The following is an 18944-nucleotide window of genomic DNA, read 5'->3' as shown; positions in this document are numbered from 1 at the left end:
GCTCCTTGAGAACGTAAGTCCTGTAAGGCCCCCGGGTCAAGCAGAGTTGAGCCACTCACGGAAACTGGCCATGTGGTCGGAAACGGACTTCCCGAAGTTTCAGCGCGCTGCCGACGGACCTTCACTCTCAGTCACCATTTGGGCGTCGGCTGCCGTCCCGGCGGGTCCCGTCAGCACCTCGTACCCCTGAGGCAACTGGCGTACCAGAAGCTCCGCGTACGGCCGCGACGGGTCTTCGGCGAAATGACGCCGCTCGGCGCCTTCCCAGCCGTCCCAGAAGGCGCGTTGTCCCGGTCCGTCCCGGTGGCGCCCGCGGGCCCAGGACTCGGCGCGCGGCAGCTCCATCCACAGCAGTCGCGCCAGGAACGGGCGTAGCACGCGACGGCCCGCGCCGACACCCTCGACGAGGACGACGGGGGCGGCAGGCAGGGGGCGACTTGCAGGGCCGAAGCGGCGCGCGTGCCAGTCGTACGCCGCGTAATGCGCCGTTTCGCCCCGGGACAGCGGATCGATGACCTGCTCCCGCAGCCGGTCCGTCCAGTCGAACAGCGCCTCGTGACTCGCGATGTCGTCGAGCCGGAGCACCGGCGCACCCCCGAGCGCGCCCCCGAGCCGCGAGGCGAACGTCGACTTACCGGAGCCCGCGTGCCCATCGACGGCGACGAGACGGACGGGGCCGCAGGACGGCGGGAGCGTGCGCAGCGCACGGGCGAGGCGCGGGAGGGGAGTGGGGTGCCGGGTCATGGTCATCACCCGCCAGCCTAGGCCCCGCGCCGATTTCCGAACAGTTGCACGGTTCGGCGGGGCGTCGCAGGTCATACCAGTGGTGGAGGCCACTGGCGGGGGGTTTCGCCGATGTCCGCTCCCTGGCGGAACCCGCCACCGCACGGCCATAGTTGGCGCACTGTCGTGCACCTGACGAGTCTGGCCCGGGCCTCGTCCCGGCGGGCTTCGTCCCCATGGGCTCCGCTCCGGAGCCCGTCACCGAAGCGTCCGGCCGCTGCCGGACCCCATGCCGACTGGGGGACCGATCATGGACAGCATGTCCCGGAGAACCATCCTCGTCGCCACGGCGGGCGTCGTGGCCGCCGTGGCCGCGGCGGACCCCGCCGCCGCCCGACCCCTTCCGCCGCGCGCCGACCGCCCGGTGGACAACCGCTTCTGGACCTCCCGCAAGGACTGGTCCGCCGGGGCGGCGGACGGCGTGCGCACCGTCGCCAAGCCCCGCGCGGGCGTCGAGCTGGCCCGGCCGGTCGGCACCGTCGCCTACGCCGACCCGCACACCGGCAGGACCACCACCTGGGAGTACGCCCGGTGGACGGGCCCCGTGCACCGCTCGGCCGTGCCCGGTACGGAGCTCATCGCCTCCTGGAACGCCCGCACGCCCCGCTCCACCTGGATCCAGGTCGAGGTGGAGGCCACCTACTCCGACGGCGTGCGGACGCCCTGGTACGTCCTCGGCCGCTGGACCTCCGGCGACGACCGCCAGGACCCGGCGGCGCCGGTCATCCGGCGCACCTCGGTCGACGGCCAGAAGGACGGCAGGTCGACCGTGTGGACGGACACCCTGTCCCTCGACGACACCACGACCGGCCTGCGCCTCGTGTCGTACCGGCTGCGCCTGACCCTGTACCGCGCGCCCGGGACCACGCTCACCCCCACGGTGTGGCGGCTCGGCGCGATGACGTCGGACGTGCCGGACCGCTTCACGGTGCCCGCGTCCGAGCCGGGGCACGCCGGGGAGCTCGCGGTGCCGCGCTACTCGCAGGAGGTCCACAAGGGCCAGTACCCGGAGTACGACAACGGCGGCGAGGCCTGGTGCAGCCCCACCTCGTCCCAGATGATCCTGGAGTACTGGGGCCGCGGGCCCACGGCCGCGGACCTCGCCTGGGTCGACCCCTCCTTCGCCGACCCGCAGGTGTGCCACGCGGCCCGCTTCACCTACGACTACCAGTACGGCGGCTGCGGCAACTGGCCGTTCAACGCCGCCTACGCCGCGACGTACCGGGACATGCAGGGCGTCGTCACGCGGCTCGGGTCGCTCACCGACCTGGAGACGCTGATCGCCGCGGGCATCCCCGCCATCACGTCGCAGTCGTTCCTGAAGGAGGAGCTGACCGGCGCGGGCTACGGCACGGCGGGCCACCTGATGACGGTCGTCGGCTTCACCGACACCGGTGACGTGATCGCCAACGACCCGGCGTCGCCGAGCAACGCCGCGGTGCGGCGCGTGTACGAGCGGCGCGAGTGGGAGACGATCTGGCTGCGGACCAAGCGCAAGAACGCGCAGGGCAAGGTCGTCTCCGGCACCGGCGGCGTCTGCTACCTGTACTTCCCGCTGCGGCCCTCCAAAGCCCAGCTGGCCGCGCTCGCCGCGGTCGGCGTGCGCTGAGGCGCGGGCCCCGCCCCCGGCTACCTCCCGGGGGCGGGGCCCGCGGTCACGGCGCTCAGGTCGCCGGATCCACCACCCAGTCCGGGTGCCCGGGCATCGGCGGCGTCTTCGCCCCGTACAGCCACGGCTTGAGGAAGCCCTCCAGGTCCTCGCCCGCGACCCGCGAGGCCAGGTCGATGTAGTCCTGCGTGCCGGCGGCCTTCCCGCGGTACTGGGTGACCCAGGCCCGCTCGATCTTCTGGAAGGTCTGCTCGCCCACCCGCTCGCGCAGCGCGTACAGGACGAGCGCCGAGCCGTCGTAGCGCATGCGCTTGAAGAGGTTGGGCTCGGTGGGCTCGGCGGGCGCGCCGTAGTCCTTGCGCCACTGGTCGTGCGCCTTGTACGCGGCCTTCATGGCCTCCTCGAAGCTGGTGCCCCCGTGCTGCTCGGAGTACAGGCGCTCGTAGAAGCGGGCGTGGCCCTCGCTGACCCACAGGTCGGACCAGCCCTTGAGCGCGACGCTGTCGCCGAACCACTGGTGGGTCAGCTCGTGCACCAGATTGCGCTCCGCGTCGACCTGGGTGCCGAGCAGATCGGCCTTGGGGACGAGCGAGAGGGTCTGGGTCTCCAGGGCGACGCCGAGGTCGGTGTCGCCGACGAGGATCCCGTAGCGGTTGAACGGGTAGGGGCCGAGCTTCTCCTGGAGCCAGGCCAGGTGGTCCCCGGTGAGCTTGCGGTACTTCGCGGTCGGCTCGACGAGGGCGTCCGGCACCACGTCGCGGATCGGCAGCCCGCCCGGACCCGTCCGGTCGTCGAGGGTGAACCTGCCGACGGCCAGCTGCACCAGCTGGGTGGACAGCGGCTGCTCGGAGTCGTACGTCCACTGCACCCGGTCGCCCGGCTTGGCGGTCTTGCCCACCAGCTTGCCGTTGGCGACGGCCGTCAGGTCCTTCGGCGTGGTGATGCGGAAGGTGATGGGGGCGTGCTGGCTGGGGTGGTCGTTGGCGGGGAAGATCAGCCGGGCGCCGTTGGGCTGGGGGTAGACCACCGTGCCGTCGGGCGTGGGGATCCAGCCGTAGTCCTCGATGGCGTCGTCGCGGTGGCGGACCTGGGTGGGGTCGGCGGTGTAGGTCACCTTCACGGTGAAGGAGCGGCCCTTGGCCAGCGGCGACTTGGGCGTGACGGTCAGCTCGTCGCCCGCGCGCGAGGCGGACGCGGCCCTGCCGTCGACGGTGACCGCGTGCAGGGTGTTGCCGCCGAAGTCGAGGTTGAAGCGGGAGAGGGACTGGGTGGCGGTGGCCTTGATGGTCGCGGTCGCCTCGAACGGCGTCCTGGGCGCCTGCCAGTCGAAGTCCAGGAGGTAGCGGTCGACCTGGTAGCCGCCGTTGCCGTCGAGCGGGAACATCGGGTCGCCGAGGCCCGGGGCGCCGGGCGACGGCTTGGCCTCGGGGGTCGAGGCGGAGGTGGCGTACGAGACCGGTCCGGTGAGGGCGGCCGCCACGGTCACGGCCGCCGCCAGGGCGAGCCGCGCTCTGCGGCGGGGCGTCGGGAACGTACTCATCGGAAACCCTTCGGTCGATGGTGCGTGGACGTACGACCGGTGGCGCGCGGACGTACGCCGACTTAGACGCACGGCACGGGGTCCGAGTTGTGGGGTGACCAACGTCTCGCCCGATACGAGTGATTTCGCTGGCATGGTGGAGGGGGCAGTGGCAGGTGCCACTGTCGGCCAGTGGGGGGACACCACTGCCGGACGACGTATCGAGAGTTGCCATGACCGCGAGCTCCGCCACCGCCACCGTTCTCCAGGCCCACGAGGGGCTCCGGGCCCGTGCGGGGCTCCGGGCCCGCACCGGCGGCCCCCGGGAGGACGGCCCCAAGATCCTGGAGCACCTCCTCGGCTGGACGCTCGTCGTCGTGCTCGCGATGCTCGTCACCCGGACTGGTCTGATGTGACCTGGGCCATGCCCGGGGCGGCGCTCGCGTCGAGGTCCGCCCGCCAGTGCCGGTGCGGTACGCCCACCAGGCCGTAGAGCCGCCGTACGGGCGAACGCCGCGGCAGCAGGACGACGCCCGCGAGCACCGCGAACAGCGGCAGGCCCAGGAGGGCGCCGAGCAGCCGCACCAGCGCGCTCGCGGCCACGGCGCCGAGGAACGGCAGGCCGTAGACCCCGGCCGCCGCGATCGCCACGGCCAGGACGCGGTGCACCTTGCGGTCCTCGTCCGCGCCGGGCAGCGACCAGCCCTCCATCAGCCAGCCGATCTCAGTGATCAGCATGGTGCCGATGACGGCCGCGCCGAAGACGAGCAGGGCGAGGAACGTGCCGGAGGTCACGAAGCCCAGGGCGTTGTTCACCACGCTGTCCCGCGGCCAGTCGGCCCAGTCGCGGGCCCCGGGGGAGAGGAACCGCTCGTACCCGCTGCCGTCCCAGCCGTGCACCAGCGTGCCGAAGAGCAGGAAGTAGCCGCCCACGCACTGGAGGTAGGCCCAGTAGCCCGCCCCCACCAGGACCAGGACCTGCGCCGCGAGGAACCCGAGGACCGCCCCGACCGGGATGCCGCCCGCGTAGAGCAGCACGAAGCCCGCCCACACCCCGTCGTGCCCGTCGGCGACGTGCATGGTCGCCCACGACGGGTTCTGCCACAGCACGAAGAGCCCCGTCGGCACCATGAGCACGGCCGCGAAGAGCAGGGTGAGCGCCAGATAGGGGTTGGCGGCACGGCTGCGGGTGCGCGGGCCCTCGCCCGCGTTGATCCGCTCCCACACCTGGAGCTGGCGCCCCGCGGCGAGCGCGAAGGTCGCGCCCACCGCGTACGCCCAGAACAGCGCTGCCTGGATCTGGATCACGATGACCTCTCGGGTGACCTCTCGGATGACCTCTCAGGGGTGCGCCCGCAGGCTGAGCCCGCCCGCGGTGATCACGTCCGAGGTGACCAGGGCCTGCTCGGCGCTCACGTCGGTCATGAAGACGAACGGCGGCACCAGCGGCGGCACCGGCAGCCGGTCGGGCGTGAACGTCAGGCACAGCAGGCCCTCGATACAGCCCTTGAACTTGGTCAGATACAGGGTGACCCTGCCGCTCAGGTCCAAGGTGTCGGCGCCCAGGGCGAGTTCGCGGCTCCCGTCGCGGGTGCGCAGCCGGTAGTCGGTGAGCGAGGCGGCGTTCATGTGCAGCACCATCACCTTCAACGGCCCGTCGGCGGTGGGGATGTCGCGCACGCCCGCGACGATGAAGCCCTTCGGCGCGAAGAGCGTCGTCGTGATGGTCGGCGGCGTCCGCGCCGCCACCACGGGCCCGTCGCCCGGCGCCCGCGGGGCCGCGTGCGCCCCGCTCGCGGCCCCGCCGACAGCCCCGCCCGCAGCCCCGCCGACGGCCCCGGCCACGGGGACGGCCTTCGCCGGGGCGGCGCCCCACAACGCCGCCCCGGCGAGGACCACCGGAAGCAGCACGGCGAGGGTCCGCGTGCCCTGCCCGTCGCGGAGCCCGGGCCGCCGTGCCTCCTCCTGGCCGTCCTCGGGCACCGGCGTCCACCCGAAGCCCATCGCGCTGCCCACGATGCCGAGCAGCATGCCGACCAGGAAGCCGCCGAGGTTGGTCGCCGCGAACGACAGGACCGACAGGATCAGCGCGTTGACGGACACGTAGTGGTGCGCCTGCGGCAGCAGCCACAGGAACAGCCCGGCGACCATCAGGGCGATCCCGATGCCGATCGCGGCGATCCCGCCGAGCCCGAGGCTCACCAGGACCGTCAGCGGCGACAGCGGCACGACGAGGAGTTCCGCGCCGCCGAGGACGAGCAGGAGCCCGCCCCAGAACGGGCGGGTGCGCCGCCATCCGCGCACTGCCCGGCGCACCTCCCGCAGCGGCAGCCGTTCGTCGAGCCAGCCGCCCTCGCGCGGCGCGCCCGGCCCGCTCAGAAGCACTTCTTGCCGTCCAGGCTGACGTCCACCCGCATGCCCTTGAGGCGGAAGTTGCCGCCGGTGGCCGACCAGGCGTGCGACCTGACCCCGGAGACCTCGATGTCCCCGGCCTGGAGGCCGAACTTGCCCTTCTCGCCCTTGACCCCGGGCACCTCGTCGAGCGTGGAGGCGTCCCGGCCGATCTGGGCGGTGCCGAAGCGGGCGTCACCGACGAGGTCCTCGGCGTCGATGATCAGGTTGCTCGCGGTGACCTTGCCCGCGTCGCCGCCCGCCGTCAGCTTGAACACCACCGTGCCCAGCGGCGTCTTGACCGAGGCGGCCTGGCAGATGTCGGACAGGGTGGCGTCGCCGATGCCGAGCAGCGCCACCGGGTGCCCCTTGCCGTCGACGCTCCGGTCGGTCTCCACGTAGCTGGCCAGGCCCTGGCTCGTCAGCTTGCCCGACGAGACCTGGAAGCTGGTGCCGGAGACCGCGAAGGACGCGGCCAGCGCGCCCTCCGCCATGATCGACGCCATCGCGCCGACCGCGACGAACGCGGGCAGCGCGATGACGGCCGTCTTCTTCCAGTTGGTTCTGCCCACGGGGGCGGCCCCCGCTGCGGGCCGCTTGGATGCGCTCACTGTCTTCCTCCCGTACGAGTCAGCCGTACCGCGGGTGCGTCAGGGGAGTGCGTTACAGGGCGCCGTCGGGAGGGCCGCGCCGTTCCGGGCAGGCGGCGAGGGTCTGCCATACTGCGGCCCATCCCAAGGCAGTTGGAGACTAGGGCCGAAATTGAATAATAGTCAACAGCGCGGTAGCGACCGTTCCACCGACGCTGACCGCCCGCAGGCACGCGGCACCGACCGCTCCATGGCGCGCCGCGCCGAACTCATCACCATCGGCCGGAAGCTGTTCGCCGACACGTCCTACGACGCGCTCTCGATGGACGACATCGCGAGACAGGCGCGGGTCGCCAAGGGGCTGATCTACTACTACTTCAAGTCCAAACGCGGGTACTACCTGGCGATCATCGAGGACTCGGTGGCCGACCTCGTGGAGCGCGCGGCCGGGGACACCGAACTCCCGCCCGTGGAGCGGGTGCACCGCACCATCGACGGCTATCTGCGCTACGCCGAGCACCACCAGGCGGCCTACCGCACGATCGTCAGCGGCGGCGTGGGCTTCGACGCCGAGGTGCACGCCATCCGCGACGGCGTGCGCGAGGCGATGGTCGGCACGATCGCCGAGGGCGCGTACGGCCGCAGCGCGGTCCCGGCGCTCGCCCGCACGGCGCTGCTCGGCTGGCTGTGCAGCGTCGAGGGGATCACGCTCGACTGGATCGGCCGCGGGGGAGGGGCGGACGAGCGGGAGCTGCCCCGGGACACGGTGCGCGAGCTGCTGGTGCGCACGCTCCGCGAAACCCTGAACGTGATCGAGGAGTTCGAGCCCGAGTGCCCGGCGCCGCCGCCGTGACGTGACATGACGGCCGCGATCCGGCGGACGTGACACGACGAAGGGGCGGGAGCCCGCCGGCTCCCGCCCCGATCACGCGCTGTGGACGGCTAGTTGATGGCCTTGATCAGCTCGCCGTTCGAGGTGTCGCCGCTGAGCTCCCAGAAGAAGGTGCCTCCCAGGCCCTGCTGGTTCTTGTAGCTCATCTTCCCGGCGATGGTGGCCGGGGTGTCGTAGCTCCACCAGTTGGTGCCGCAGTGCGCGTACGCGGTCCCGCCGACCGTGCCGTTGGCCGGGCACTTGGTCTTGAGCACCTTGTAGTCGTCGATGCCCTGCTCGTACGTGCCCTGCGCGGGCCCCGTCGCGGTGCCGCCCGGCGCCTTCTGGGTGACGCCGGTCCAGCCGCGGCCGTAGAAGCCGATGCCGAGCAGCAGCTTGTCCGCCGGGATGCCGAGGCCCTTGAGCTTGGCGATCGTCGCCTGCGAGTTCCAGTCGGCCTTGGGGATGCCGGGGTAGGTGGTGAGCGGCGAGTGGGGTGCCGTCGGCCCCTTGGCGTCCCAGGCGCCGAAGAAGTCGTACGTCATCGGGTTGTACCAGTCGACGTACTGGGCGGCGCCCGCGTAGTCCGCGGCGTCGATCTTGCCGCCGCTGGAGGCGTCGGCCGGGATGGCGGCCGTGACCAGGTTCTTCGAGCCGAACTTGGCGCGCACCGCGGACATCAGGTTCTTGTACGCGGCCCGGCCGCTGGTGTCACAGCTCAGACCGCAGGCGTTGGGGTACTCCCAGTCGATGTCGATGCCGTCGAAGACGTCGGCCCACTTGGAGTTCTCGACCAGGTCGTAGCAGGACTGGGCGAAGGCCTGCGGGTTCTTGGCGGCCTCGGTGAAGCCGCCGGACCAGGTCCAGCCGCCGAAGGACCACAGGATCTTGAGGTCGGGGTGCTTCTTCTTCAGCTTGCGCAGCTGGTTGAAGTTGCCGCGCAGCGGCTGGTCCCAGGTGTCGGCCACGCCGTCGACGCTCTGGTCGGCGGAGTAGGCCTTGTCGGTCGCGGCGTAGGCGTCGCCCATCGTGCACTTGCCGCCCTGGACGTTGCCGAAGGCGTAGTTGATGTGCGTGAGCTTGTTGGCGGAGCCCGACGTCTCGACGTTCTTGACGTGGTAGTTCCGGCCGTAGACGCCCCATTCGGTGAAGTAGCCGACGACGCGTGAGCCCGCCTGGGCCTCGGCGGCCTTCGGGGCGGCGCTCTGGTCGGCCGCGGCGGTGCCCGCACCGGCGAGCAGGCCCGCGCCCAGCACGGCGGTACAGGCGGTGGCCACGAGCGCCCGGAGGCGGGCGCGGGGACGGTGTGGTCTTGGCATCGCTGTCTCCTCGTGGGGGAAGAGGGGAGCAAGGGGGGATGGTGCTGTTGACCAAAGAACAGTCGCGCTTTGAATTGGCATGAACGCGAAGGGTTCCGTGCCGCTGGACTCTAGGGAGGACTAGACCATTGCGTCAATGGTTCGGACCAATTCCCGTTCCCCCCGGCCCTCGTGGCGGGTGTCCGCGCACCCCGTGGAGTGGCTGATTCGAAGATCGGAAAGCGGCCGGGAGAACCCGTGACGCCATGCCGCCGATCGGGCATACTCAACGCGCCACAGTCGCTGGTCAGCAGCTTCCGCGATCCGGAAGGGCAGCATCGGCGTGGCAGTGTCCCGGCGGCGTCGTCACACCCCGTGCGTGCGTCCGCTGCAAGCGCCCGACAGGGGAACAGGGGAGAGGAGAGCGGGATGCCCGACGGAGCCGTGCAGCCGGTGGAGCGCCAACTGCCCACGGAGGAGGCCCAGGATCTGCTGGCGCTGGTCCGCGAGCTGGTCCAGCGGGAGATCGCCCCGCACGCGGCCGACGAGGAGGCCGCAGGACGCTTCCCGCGCGAACTCTTCTCGCTGCTCTCGGAGTCGGGCCTGCTCGGACTCCCCTACGACTCCGCGTTCGGCGGCGGCGACCAGCCCTACGAGGTGTACCTCCAGGTCCTCGAGGAGCTCGCCGCGGCCCGCCTCACCATCGGCCTCGGCGTCAGCGTGCACTCCCTGTCCTGCCACGCCCTCGCGGGCTACGGCACCAAGGAGCAGCGGGCCGAGCACCTCCCGCGGATGCTGGGCGGCAAACTCCTCGGCGCCTACTGCCTGTCGGAGCCGTCCTCCGGCTCCGACGCCGCCTCGCTGCGCACCAAGGCGGTGCGCGACGGCGACGACTGGGTCCTCACCGGGACGAAGGCCTGGATCACGCACGGCGGCGTCGCCGACTTCTACACCGTGCTCGCCCGCACCGGCGGCGAGGGCGCCAAGGGCGTCACGGCCTTCCTGGTGCCCGGTGACGCGCCGGGCCTCTCGGCGGCCGTCCCGGAGAAGAAGATGGGCATGAACGGCTCGCCCACGGCACAGCTCCACTTCGACGGGGTCCGCGTGCCCGACGCCCGCCGCCTCGGCGACGAGGGGCAGGGGTTCGCGATCGCCCTGTCCGCGCTGGACTCGGGGCGGCTCGGGATCGCGGCGTGCGCGATCGGCGTGGCCCAGGCGGCGCTGGACGAGGCCCTGAGGTACGCGACCGAGCGCCGGCAGTTCGGGCGGCCCATCGCCGACTTCCAGGGCCTGCGCTTCATGCTCGCCGACATGGCGACGCAGATCGAGGCGGGCCGGGCGCTGTATCTGGCCGCGGCCCGGCTGCGGGACGCGGGCAAGCCGTTCTCCAAGCAGGCCGCGATGGCCAAGCTCCTGTGCACCGACGCCGCGATGAAGGTCACGACGGACGCCGTGCAGGTCCTGGGCGGCTACGGCTACACGGCCGACTTCCCGGTCGAGCGCTATATGCGGGAGGCCAAGGTGCTCCAGATCGTCGAGGGCACCAACCAGATCCAGCGCATGGTCATCGCCCGCCACCTCGCGGGCCCCGACTCACGCTGATCCGGGCCGCAGGCCGAAGGAGCTCTGCGGGGCGGGACTGATCAGCAGCCGGGGGTCCGGTCCCGGCGGGCGGGTGTGCCGCTCCGCGTCCGCCTCCGGGCCGGGTTCCGGGGGGACCGGCGGGACCTGCGGGCGCCGGCCCCGGCCGTAGGGCTCGTGGCCGCCGCCGGGCCGGGTGTCGTCACCGGGGCCGCGGGTGCCGTACGGGGAGCCCCGGCCCGTCTCGTACCGCGTGCCGGGCGCCAGGTCGTACGAGGAGCCGAAGGCCGTGTCCTGGCCCGTCCCGAAGCGGTCCGCGAACTGGCCGCTCGGCGCGGGCGGGGCCGCGAGCCGCACCCACTCGGGGTCGTGGCGCCCCGGCAGCGTCCGGCCGCGGTCGGCCCAGTGGCGGATCAGCGCGCGGTAGATCGGCGGGTCCTGGGGCGGCGCGGGCTGCGGCGGGGGCGGCTGGTGCTGCGCGGCGTAGCCGGATGGTGCGTACGAGGTCTGGGGGGAGTACGGGGCCTGTGGTGCGTACGGCTGCTGGTGTGCGTAGGGGGATCGGTGAGGAACCGATTCTGCGATGGGGGGCTGCGGTGTCGATGTACGGCGGTGCTGGCCTGCCGGAGCATGGGTGGGGGTCATGTCCGGCCAACGCGCGGCCCCGTGGCCGGGTCACCATCGGGTCGAATCGAGAGTGCGTTCAGGGTCCGCCGCCGCGCGGCGCGCGCGTCGCACCGCACCAGCGCCGCCGTACGCGGCGGCACGCCGTCGCAGTCGCACGCGCCGACAGCGCCTCGCACGCCCGCCACCCGGGTCGCGCGCCCGGTGCTGACACGTGTATGGCCCCCGCACGGTATCTGACGTACCGTCAACTCTGGTCCGGGCGCGCGGCCCGCACCTTCCGAGCACCCTGTCCCCCAGGGAGGCACTCCGTGCCGGACGACCGCCCCGTGCCCCTCGACGAGTACCCCGTCCACCAGGTCCCGCTGTCCATGAAGCACGTGGCCACCGGCGACCGCAACGCCTATGACCGGTGCATCTTCCACCTCTTCGACCACCGGGGCCGGGCCCTGCTGATCCTCGGCCTCGGCGTCTATCCGAACACGGGCGTCATCGACGCGTACGCCACCCTGCGCACCGGAGATACGCTGCACGCCGTACGCGCCTCCGACGCGCTCGGCGACGACCGTATGGAACTCTCCGTCGGTCCCCTCCGCATCGTGGTCGAGGAACCCCTGCGCAGGCTCCGGCTGACGTGTGCCGCCGACCCCGACGACGCGGACTCGCTCGGCTACGACCTCACCTGGCACGCCGACTTCCCGGCCCTGTGGGAGCCGCACCACCTCCAGCGGCGCGGCGACCGGCTCACCCTCGAAGGCCGCCGTTTCGTCCAGGCGGGCCACTGTGCCGGAACGATACGCCTCGGCGGTGAGGAGATCCCGGTGACGGCCGGGGAGTGGACGGCGACCCGGGACCGCAGCTGGGGCGTGCGGCCCATCCCCGGCGAGGAGGGCGGCCGCCTCGCCGAGGAGCACCCCACGGACGGCTTCCACTGGATCTGGTGCCCGGTGCGCTTCGACGACCGCTTCCTGATGGTCATCACCCAGGAGGACGCCGACGGCTACCGCACCCTCAACGACGCGACCCTGGTCCGCCCCGGCGACCGCGACCGCCAGCTCGGCTGGCCCCGGGCCGACGTCGCCTACCGCTCCGGCACCCGGCACCCCGAGTCCGCCGTCATCCACCTGACCGACCCGCTGACCCACAAGCCGATGGAGCTCGGCGTCGAGGTCCTCACCTCGCTGCCGCTCGCCGTCGGCGCGGGATACCCGCCCGCCGACGACTGGCAGCACGGCACCTGGCGCGGCCGCTCCTGGTGCGAGCGCCGCTCCTACGACCTGTCGGACCCCGCCGCCCATCCGCTGGCCGCGTACGGCGTCGTCGACCACGCGGCCCGCTGCACCCTCGACGGCCGGGTCGGCCACGGGATCTTCGAGCACGGCACCTTCGGCCGCCACGACCCCAGCGGCTTCACCGGCTTCGGCTCCGTCGCGCCCTGAGCGGCGCCCGCGGGCCGCCCCCAGAGAGGAGCGCCGACATGGCCACGGCACCCCGGCCCCGCACCACCACGCGCGACCCCGAGGCACTCGCCCGCCGACTGACCGACTGGCTCGGGGCGCGGCTGCCCGGCGCCAGGGCCGTCGACGTGAGCGTGCCCGAGTCCAACGGCATGTCGAGCGAGACGCTCCTGTTCACCCTCGACCACCCCCGGCCGCCCGTGCGCGCCTGCGCGGCCCGGCTCGCGGCGGACCCGGCCGCGTACACGGTCTTCCCGGAGTACGACATGCCGCGCCAGTACCGCACCCTGCGGCTCGTGGCCGAGCGCACCGGCGTGCCGGTGCCGCGGGTGCTGTGGCTGGAGGAGGACCCGGGGCCGCTCGGCGCGCCGTTCTTCGTGATGGAGCGCGTCACGGGCCGGGTGCCGCCCGACGTCATGCCGTACACGTACGAGGGCAACTGGCTGCACGCGGCGAGCGACGCCGAGCGCGCGCACCTGGAGGACGCCACGATCCGCGTCCTGGCCCGGCTGCACGACCGGGCCCCGGCCGGGGAGGCGGCGTTCCTCGCGCTGCCCGGCGACGGCGACCCGCTGCGCCGCCACGTGACGGCCCAGCGGGCGTACTACGCGTGGGTGGTGCGGGGCCTGCCCCGCTCACCCCTGATCGAGAGCGCCTTCGCGCGCCTTGAGGACCTGTGGCCCACCGACCCCGGCGAGACGGTCCTCAACTGGGGCGACGCCCGCATCGGCAACATCGTCTACGACGGCTTCGACCCGGCCGCCGTGCTCGACTGGGAGATGGCCTGTCTGGGGCCGCGCGAGGTCGACCTCGGCTGGACCGTGTATCTGCACCGGTTCTTCCAGGACCTGACGGCGGGCTTCGGGCAGCCCGGACTGCCCGGCTTCCTGCGCCGCGACCGCGTCGAGGACCGCTACGCGGAGCTGACCGGCCACCGGCCGCGCGACATGGACTTCTACACGCTGTACGCGGCGCTGCGGCACGCCGTCGTCATGCTGCGCGTCGCCCACCGGCAGGTGCACTTCGGGGAGGCCGTGGTGCCGGACGACCCCGACAAGCTGATCCTGCACCACGAGAGCCTCGCGGCGATGGTGCGCGGCGACTACTGGTGACGGCCCGCCGGTGGTTGACGGGCCGCCCCTGATGTCCGCCGGAGCGGTCGGTGTCCGCCGGAGCGGCCCCTCAGGCCGCGCGGCCGAGCTGCCGCTGCCGGGGCACCCGGATCGGGCGTGAGCCGGGCCCGCCCACGTGCGAGAACGGCTGCGTGCGCCAGTCCAGGCCCTGGGGGAGCGTCAGGAGCCGGGCGGCGTCCTGCTCCTGGGGCTCGGGCGTCTCGTCCGCGGACTCGGCCTCGGCCGCCGGACGGCCCGTGCCCGCGCAGACGGTGAGCCCGAAGGGGTTCCACGGCGTGGGGCACAGGGCGTGCTCGGGCAGGACGTCCTCGTCCGCCAGGAGCGCGATGGGCTGCCCGCAGTCCGGGCAGGTCACGTGGTACATCTCCAGGGTGTCGTAGGCGTCGAACTCCTCGTCCTCGGCGTCGGCGGGTTCGACGCCCTCCGGTGCGGGTTCGAGCAGTTCTACGGCCTGCTGCTTACGGCGCGCGGTACGACCGGGGCGCTTCAGGTTATGCATGGGAATCTCCCCCTCGGGTGGGCCGACAAGGCACTGCGGCCTCGACCACAGCAAGCACTTCCCGTCCCGTCCTGGCGGTAATCGCGGCACTTCCGCGGACCCGCCCCCTGATGTGTGGTGTTCGTCACATGCCGGATGAAGATGCCGCTGTGCGCGGGGCGGCTCCCGAGGCGTGCGCAGGTATGCGGACGTGCGAGGAGTCATGCGGAGCGATCCCCTCCCGCGGCCCTGCCCGCCGCCGCGTCCGTGGCACCGGGAGCCAGGGCCGCGGGCGCCCTGCTCGCGCCGCTCCGGGGCCCGCGCGGGCGGCGCCCGGGGCCCGTCCCGGTGGCGTTCGGATGTCCCTCAGGTATCGGCGGGGATCAAGGGCACTGTAGGTTCGGCGCATGGAGGAGCTGGACCGACAGATCGTGCAGCTGCTCGTCAAGGACGGGCGGATGAGCTACACCGACCTGGGCAAGGCCACGGGCCTGTCCACGTCTGCCGTGCACCAGCGGGTGCGCCGGCTCGAACAGCGCGGGGTGATCCGCGGGTACGCCGCGGTCGTCGACCCCGAAGCCGTCGGCCTGCCGCTCACGGCCTTCATCGCGGTGAAGCCGTTCGACCCCAGCGCGCCCGACGACATCGCCGAACGGCTGGCCGGAGTGCCCGAGATCGAGGCCTGCCACAGCGTGGCGGGCGCGGAGAACTACCTCCTGAAGGTCCGGGTCGCGACCCCGCACGAGCTGGAGAACCTGCTGGCCAGGCTGCGCTCGCTCGCCGGGGTCTCCACCCATACGACGGTGGTCCTCTCCACGCCCTACGAGGCGCGGCCGCCGCGGATCTGAGGCCCCCGCGGGCCCTCCGCGGCGCGCCCGGCCCGGCGCGCCACCCCGGCGGCACGGCGCCCTCGCGCAGGCGCGAGACTGTCCCCATGAGCGAGCGCACCACCCCCGAGAGCGGGCACCGCACCGTCCTGCTGCGCGGCGGAGAAGTCCACAGCCCCGCCGACCCCTTCGCGACCGCGATGGTCGTCGAGCGCGGCCATGTCGCCTGGGTCGGCTCCGAGGGCGCGGCCGACGCCTTCGCGGACGGCGTCGACGAGGTCGTCCACCTCGACGGCGCCCTCGTCACCCCCGCGTTCACCGACGCCCATGTGCACACCACGGGCGCCGGCACCGCCCTCACGGGCCTGGACCTCTCCCGGGCCCGGAGCCTGGCCGAAGCGCTCGTTCTCGTCCGCGAACACGCCGCCGCGCGCCCGGGCGACCGCGTGCTGCTCGGCCACGGCTGGGACGCCGCCCGCTGGCCCGACGGCCGCCCACCCACCCGCGCGGAGCTCGACGAGGCCACCGGCGGCCGCCCGCTGTACCTGTCGCGCATCGACGTGCACTCCGCCGTCGTCACCACCGCCCTCCTGGACCTGGTGCCCGGCGTCGCCGACACGGCCGGGTACCGCGCCGACGCGCCGCTGACCGCCGCCGCCCACCACGCGGTGCGCGAGGCCGCCCACGGGGCCCTCACGCCCCTCCAGCGCGCCGAGGCCCAGCGTGCCGCGCTCCGGCACGCGGCGTCGCTCGGCATCGGCTCCGTGCACGAGTGCGCGGGCCCCACCATCTCCAGCGAGGACGACTTCACCGGGCTGCTGCGCCTGGCCGCCGAGGAGCCCGGGCCGCGCGTCGTCGGCTACTGGGGCGAGCTGGGCGCCGAGGGCGTCGCCCGCGCGCGGGAGCTCGGCGCCCGGGGCGCGGCCGGTGACCTCTTCGTGGACGGCTCGCTCGGCTCGCACACGGCCTGGCTGCACGAGCCGTACGAGGACGCGGACGCCGCCGACCACACCGGCAACGCCTACTTGAGCGCCGCCGACGTCGCGGACCACGTCGTCGCCTGCGCCGAGGCGGGCCTCCAGGCGGGCTTCCACGCCATCGGGGACGCCGCCGTGACCGCCGTGACCGACGGCGTGCGCGCCGCTGCCGACAAGGTCGGCCTCGCCCGCGTGCGCGCCGCCCGGCACCGCGTCGAGCACGCCGAGATGCTCACCCCGGAGACCATCGCCGCCTTCGCCGAGTTCGGCCTGACCGCCTCCGTGCAGCCCGCGTTCGACGCGCTGTGGGGCGGCGACGGCATGTACGCCCGGCGGCTCGGCGCCGAGCGCGCCCGCGCCCTCAACCCGTACGCGGCCCTGCTGCGCGCCGGGGTGCCGCTCGCCTTCGGCTCCGACAGCCCGGTGACCCCGCTCGACCCGTGGGGCACCGTGCGCGCCGCCGCCTTCCACCACACCGCCGAGCAGCGGGTGTCCGTGCGCGCCGCCTTCACCGCCCACACCCGCGGCGGCTGGCGGGCCACCGGCCGCGACGACGCGGGCGTCCTGGTGCCCGGCGCCCCCGCCGACTACGCCGTGTGGCGCACCGGCGAGCTCGTGGTCCAGGCCCCCGACGACCGCGTCGCCCGCTGGTCCACCGACCCGCGCTCCGGCACCCCGGGGCTGCCCGACCTGACGCCCGGCACCGAGCTGCCCGTCTGCCTGCGCACCGTGGTCGCCGGGGAGACGGTGTTCGTACGGCCGGGCGAGTGACGCCGGTGCGGCCGCGCGGCTCCGAACGGGGCCACGCGGCGCGTCGCGCGCGGCCGCGTCCCTCGCCACTGACCTGCTGATCTACGGAAACCGCGCAGGTCACACGGCTATTGACAGACGGCCGATGCGCACGGGTAGTTTCGGCGCGTCCACCACAGGACGTCCGACCGGTGAACCCGCACGCAGTCGTCGAACGCCGCTGGGTCACGGGTGGCGCGCCGCACCGGCGCACCGCCACAGGGAGCCAGGTCCAGCGCCCGCGACGCCCGGGCGCGGGAACGCGATCACCGGGGCAAGGGCGTCCCTCCCGCTCCCTGGGAGCCAGGGGGAGGTGCGACCCGGGTGGGGCCCGGACGCTCAGTAGACAACGGCTCTCGGACGATCCGCAGCCAGCGGGTCCCAGGCCGGCCCGAAGGGCACCGGGCCCCTACCCGCAGGATCGCTTCCGCACCGGTACCGCCCCGGCGCGGGGGCCGGACCCGTGGCGTCGCGAGAGCCCCAGGCACGGGCCACTATGGTGGTCCCCTGCGTACGAACGAAGGGGCAGTAGTGAGCAACGGCGGCGGGATCAGCGAAGCAGCGGACGAGGGACGGCAGTTCGGCCCGCTCGGCCAGGCCTTGGTGATCATCCCGACCTACAACGAGGCGGAGAACATCCAGGCGATCGTGGGCCGGGTGCGCACCGCTGTGCCCGAGGCGCACGTGCTCGTCGCCGACGACAACAGCCCCGACGGCACCGGCAAGATCGCGGACGAGCTGGCGGCCGAGGACGACCACGTCCACGTGCTGCACCGCAAGGGCAAGGAGGGCCTCGGCGCCGCCTACCTCGCGGGCTTCTCCTGGGGCCTGGAGCACGGCTACGGCGTCCTGGTCGAGATGGACGCCGACGGCTCGCACCAACCCGAGGAACTGCCGCGCCTGCTCACCGCCCTCAAGGGCGCCGACCTGGTGCTCGGCTCGCGCTGGGTGCCGGGCGGACGGGTCGTCAACTGGCCCAGGTCGCGCGAGTTCCTCTCCCGCGGCGGCAGCACGTACTCCCGTCTGCTCCTCGACGTGCCGATCCGCGACGTCACCGGCGGCTACCGCGCCTTCCGCCGCGAGACCCTGGAAGGGCTCGGGCTCGCCGACGTGGCCTCCCAGGGCTACTGCTTCCAGGTCGACCTGGCCCGGCGGGCCATCAAGGCGGGGTACCACGTCGTGGAGGTGCCCATCACCTTCGTGGAGCGCGAGCTCGGCGACAGCAAGATGAGCCGCGACATCGTCGCGGAGGCGCTGTGGCGGGTCACCGCCTGGGGCGTGGGGGAGCGGGTCGGCAAGGCCCTGGGCCGCAAGCCGTCCGGCCCCCGCTCCTGATCACCCCGCTTATCCCGGTCTGAGCCGGGGCCAGGCACACTGGGAGCATGACGACTGGCGCACCGCCTCCCCTCAAGCCCGCACGGCCCCGGCGCTCCCGCGTCCTCAGGTTCCTTCCCCTCGGCATCGCCGCGTGGCTGGTCCTGGAGATCTGGCTGCTCACCGTGGTGGCGGGCGCGTCGAGCGGGCTGACCGTGTTCCTGCTGCTCGTGGGCGGCCTGGTGCTCGGCTCCTTCGTGATCAAGCGGGCCGGGCGCCGCGCCTTCAAGAACCTGAGCGAGGGCCTGCGACAGCAGCAGCAGGGCCTGGCGCCCGCGCCGGACCAGGGCGGCGGCAGCGCCCTGACCATGCTCGGCGGGCTCCTCATCATCCTGCCGGGCCTGATCTCGGACGTCCTGGGTCTGCTGCTGCTCGTGCCGCCGCTCCAGAAGGTCCTCAGCCGCAGCGCCGAGCGCGCCTTCGAGCGCAAGCTCACCGCGGCCGCGGCGGCCGCCCCCGGTGGCCTCGGCGACGCCTTCCAGCAGGCGCGGATGCACCGCCCCGACGGCAAGGTCGTCCAGGGCGAGGTGATCCGTGAGGACCAGCCCCCGACGCGTCCGAGCGGCCGTCCGGGCGACCCCCAGCTTCCCCGCTCGTAAGCCCTCTGCCGGTAGGCCCTCTGTCCCGCGCGGGACAGAGGGCC

18 protein-coding genes are annotated in these 18944 nt (G+C 73.5%); 10 read left to right on the top strand and 8 right to left on the bottom strand.

What is annotated here, in order from left to right; translation table 11 throughout:
• Window positions 1-99 precede the first annotated feature (99 nt).
• Window positions 100-750: a hypothetical protein gene (locus C9F11_RS07610; protein ID WP_138958524.1), complete on the bottom strand. Its 651-nt coding sequence runs from the start codon at window positions 748-750 to the stop codon at window positions 100-102.
• A 283-nt stretch (window positions 751-1033) separates the two neighbouring features.
• Between C9F11_RS07610 and C9F11_RS07605 the strand changes: the two genes are divergently transcribed.
• The gene (locus tag C9F11_RS07605; RefSeq protein ID WP_171075666.1) at window positions 1034-2392 is read left to right on the top strand and encodes a peptidase C39 family protein; all 1359 of its coding nucleotides are present in this window, start codon (window positions 1034-1036) and stop codon (window positions 2390-2392) included.
• A 55-nt stretch (window positions 2393-2447) separates the two neighbouring features.
• Here C9F11_RS07605 and C9F11_RS07600 read toward each other — a convergent pair whose 3' ends face one another.
• Window positions 2448-3932, bottom strand: a complete 1485-nt coding sequence (locus C9F11_RS07600) for a M1 family metallopeptidase (RefSeq protein ID WP_138958522.1) — start codon at window positions 3930-3932, stop codon at window positions 2448-2450.
• A 212-nt stretch (window positions 3933-4144) separates the two neighbouring features.
• On the opposite strand from C9F11_RS07600, the gene C9F11_RS07595 reads away from it, so the two are divergent.
• The gene (locus C9F11_RS07595) at window positions 4145-4327 is read left to right on the top strand and encodes an SCO1431 family membrane protein (protein WP_138958521.1); all 183 of its coding nucleotides are present in this window, start codon (window positions 4145-4147) and stop codon (window positions 4325-4327) included.
• On the opposite strand, the gene C9F11_RS07590 is transcribed toward C9F11_RS07595, so the two are convergent.
• Genes C9F11_RS07590 through C9F11_RS07580 form a run of 3 tightly spaced genes read right to left on the bottom strand, consistent with a single transcriptional unit; the run spans window position 4305 to window position 6808 of the window.
• Window positions 4305-5219, bottom strand: a complete 915-nt coding sequence (locus C9F11_RS07590) for a hypothetical protein (protein WP_138958520.1) — start codon at window positions 5217-5219, stop codon at window positions 4305-4307. The genes C9F11_RS07595 and C9F11_RS07590 overlap by 23 nt on opposite strands.
• Window positions 5220-5252: 33 nt before the next feature.
• On the bottom strand, window positions 5253-6296 hold the full coding sequence (locus C9F11_RS07585) for a DUF6114 domain-containing protein (RefSeq protein ID WP_171075665.1): 1044 nt from the start codon (window positions 6294-6296) through the stop codon (window positions 5253-5255).
• Window positions 6287-6808: a DUF6230 family protein gene (locus C9F11_RS07580; RefSeq protein WP_216677669.1), complete on the bottom strand. Its 522-nt coding sequence runs from the start codon at window positions 6806-6808 to the stop codon at window positions 6287-6289. The genes C9F11_RS07585 and C9F11_RS07580 overlap by 10 nt, the downstream gene beginning before the upstream one ends.
• Before the next feature lie 334 nt (window positions 6809-7142).
• Here C9F11_RS07580 and C9F11_RS07575 point away from each other — a divergent pair, with 334 nt between their 5' ends.
• Window positions 7143-7745 (top strand): TetR/AcrR family transcriptional regulator, encoded by a 603-nt coding sequence (locus C9F11_RS07575; RefSeq protein ID WP_138958519.1) that lies wholly within the window; start codon window positions 7143-7145, stop codon window positions 7743-7745.
• 89 nt (window positions 7746-7834) lie between these two features.
• Here the strand turns inward: C9F11_RS07575 and C9F11_RS07570 are convergent, their stop codons facing one another.
• Window positions 7835-9082, bottom strand: a complete 1248-nt coding sequence (locus C9F11_RS07570) for a glycoside hydrolase family 18 protein (protein ID WP_138958518.1) — start codon at window positions 9080-9082, stop codon at window positions 7835-7837.
• Window positions 9083-9490: 408 nt separating this feature from the next.
• Between C9F11_RS07570 and C9F11_RS07565 the strand changes: the two genes are divergently transcribed.
• Window positions 9491-10663 carry an acyl-CoA dehydrogenase family protein gene (locus C9F11_RS07565; protein ID WP_138958517.1) on the top strand — a complete coding sequence of 391 codons (1173 nt, stop codon included), beginning with the start codon at window positions 9491-9493 and terminating at the stop codon, window positions 10661-10663.
• Here the strand turns inward: C9F11_RS07565 and C9F11_RS07560 are convergent.
• Window positions 10655-11287: a hypothetical protein gene (locus C9F11_RS07560; protein ID WP_138958516.1), complete on the bottom strand. Its 633-nt coding sequence runs from the start codon at window positions 11285-11287 to the stop codon at window positions 10655-10657. The two genes, C9F11_RS07565 and C9F11_RS07560, sit on opposite strands and share 9 nt — an antisense overlap.
• Before the next feature lie 290 nt (window positions 11288-11577).
• On the opposite strand from C9F11_RS07560, the gene C9F11_RS07555 reads away from it, so the two are divergent.
• Window positions 11578-12705: a hypothetical protein gene (locus C9F11_RS07555; protein WP_138958515.1), complete on the top strand. Its 1128-nt coding sequence runs from the start codon at window positions 11578-11580 to the stop codon at window positions 12703-12705.
• A 38-nt stretch (window positions 12706-12743) separates the two neighbouring features.
• The gene (locus tag C9F11_RS07550) at window positions 12744-13835 is read left to right on the top strand and encodes a phosphotransferase family protein (RefSeq protein WP_138958514.1); all 1092 of its coding nucleotides are present in this window, start codon (window positions 12744-12746) and stop codon (window positions 13833-13835) included.
• Between the two features lie 70 nt (window positions 13836-13905).
• On the opposite strand, the gene C9F11_RS07545 is transcribed toward C9F11_RS07550, so the two are convergent.
• A complete protein-coding gene (locus C9F11_RS07545) occupies window positions 13906-14355 on the bottom strand; it encodes a hypothetical protein (RefSeq protein ID WP_138958513.1) in 450 nt (149 codons plus the stop codon).
• 386 nt (window positions 14356-14741) lie between these two features.
• Here C9F11_RS07545 and C9F11_RS07540 point away from each other — a divergent pair, with 386 nt between their 5' ends.
• From C9F11_RS07540 to fxsA, 4 genes are all read left to right on the top strand, one after another.
• Complete coding sequence (locus C9F11_RS07540) at window positions 14742-15182, top strand: Lrp/AsnC family transcriptional regulator (protein WP_030674680.1); 441 nt, start codon at window positions 14742-14744, stop codon at window positions 15180-15182.
• A gap of 86 nt (window positions 15183-15268) precedes the next feature.
• Window positions 15269-16909, top strand: coding sequence for an amidohydrolase (locus C9F11_RS07535; RefSeq protein WP_138958512.1), 1641 nt, complete (start codon window positions 15269-15271; stop codon window positions 16907-16909).
• A gap of 549 nt (window positions 16910-17458) precedes the next feature.
• The gene (locus tag C9F11_RS07530; protein WP_171075664.1) at window positions 17459-18262 is read left to right on the top strand and encodes a polyprenol monophosphomannose synthase; all 804 of its coding nucleotides are present in this window, start codon (window positions 17459-17461) and stop codon (window positions 18260-18262) included.
• A gap of 47 nt (window positions 18263-18309) precedes the next feature.
• A complete protein-coding gene (gene fxsA, locus C9F11_RS07525; protein WP_138958511.1) occupies window positions 18310-18900 on the top strand; it encodes an FxsA family membrane protein in 591 nt (196 codons plus the stop codon).
• Window positions 18901-18944: the final 44 nt, after the last annotated feature.

Origin of the sequence: Streptomyces sp. YIM 121038 (genome assembly GCF_006088715.1) — a bacterium.
Classification (GTDB): Bacteria; Actinomycetota; Actinomycetes; order Streptomycetales; family Streptomycetaceae; genus Streptomyces.
The sequence above is the reverse complement of the archived record's forward strand: the minus strand, read 5'-3'. Positions and strand labels throughout refer to the sequence as shown.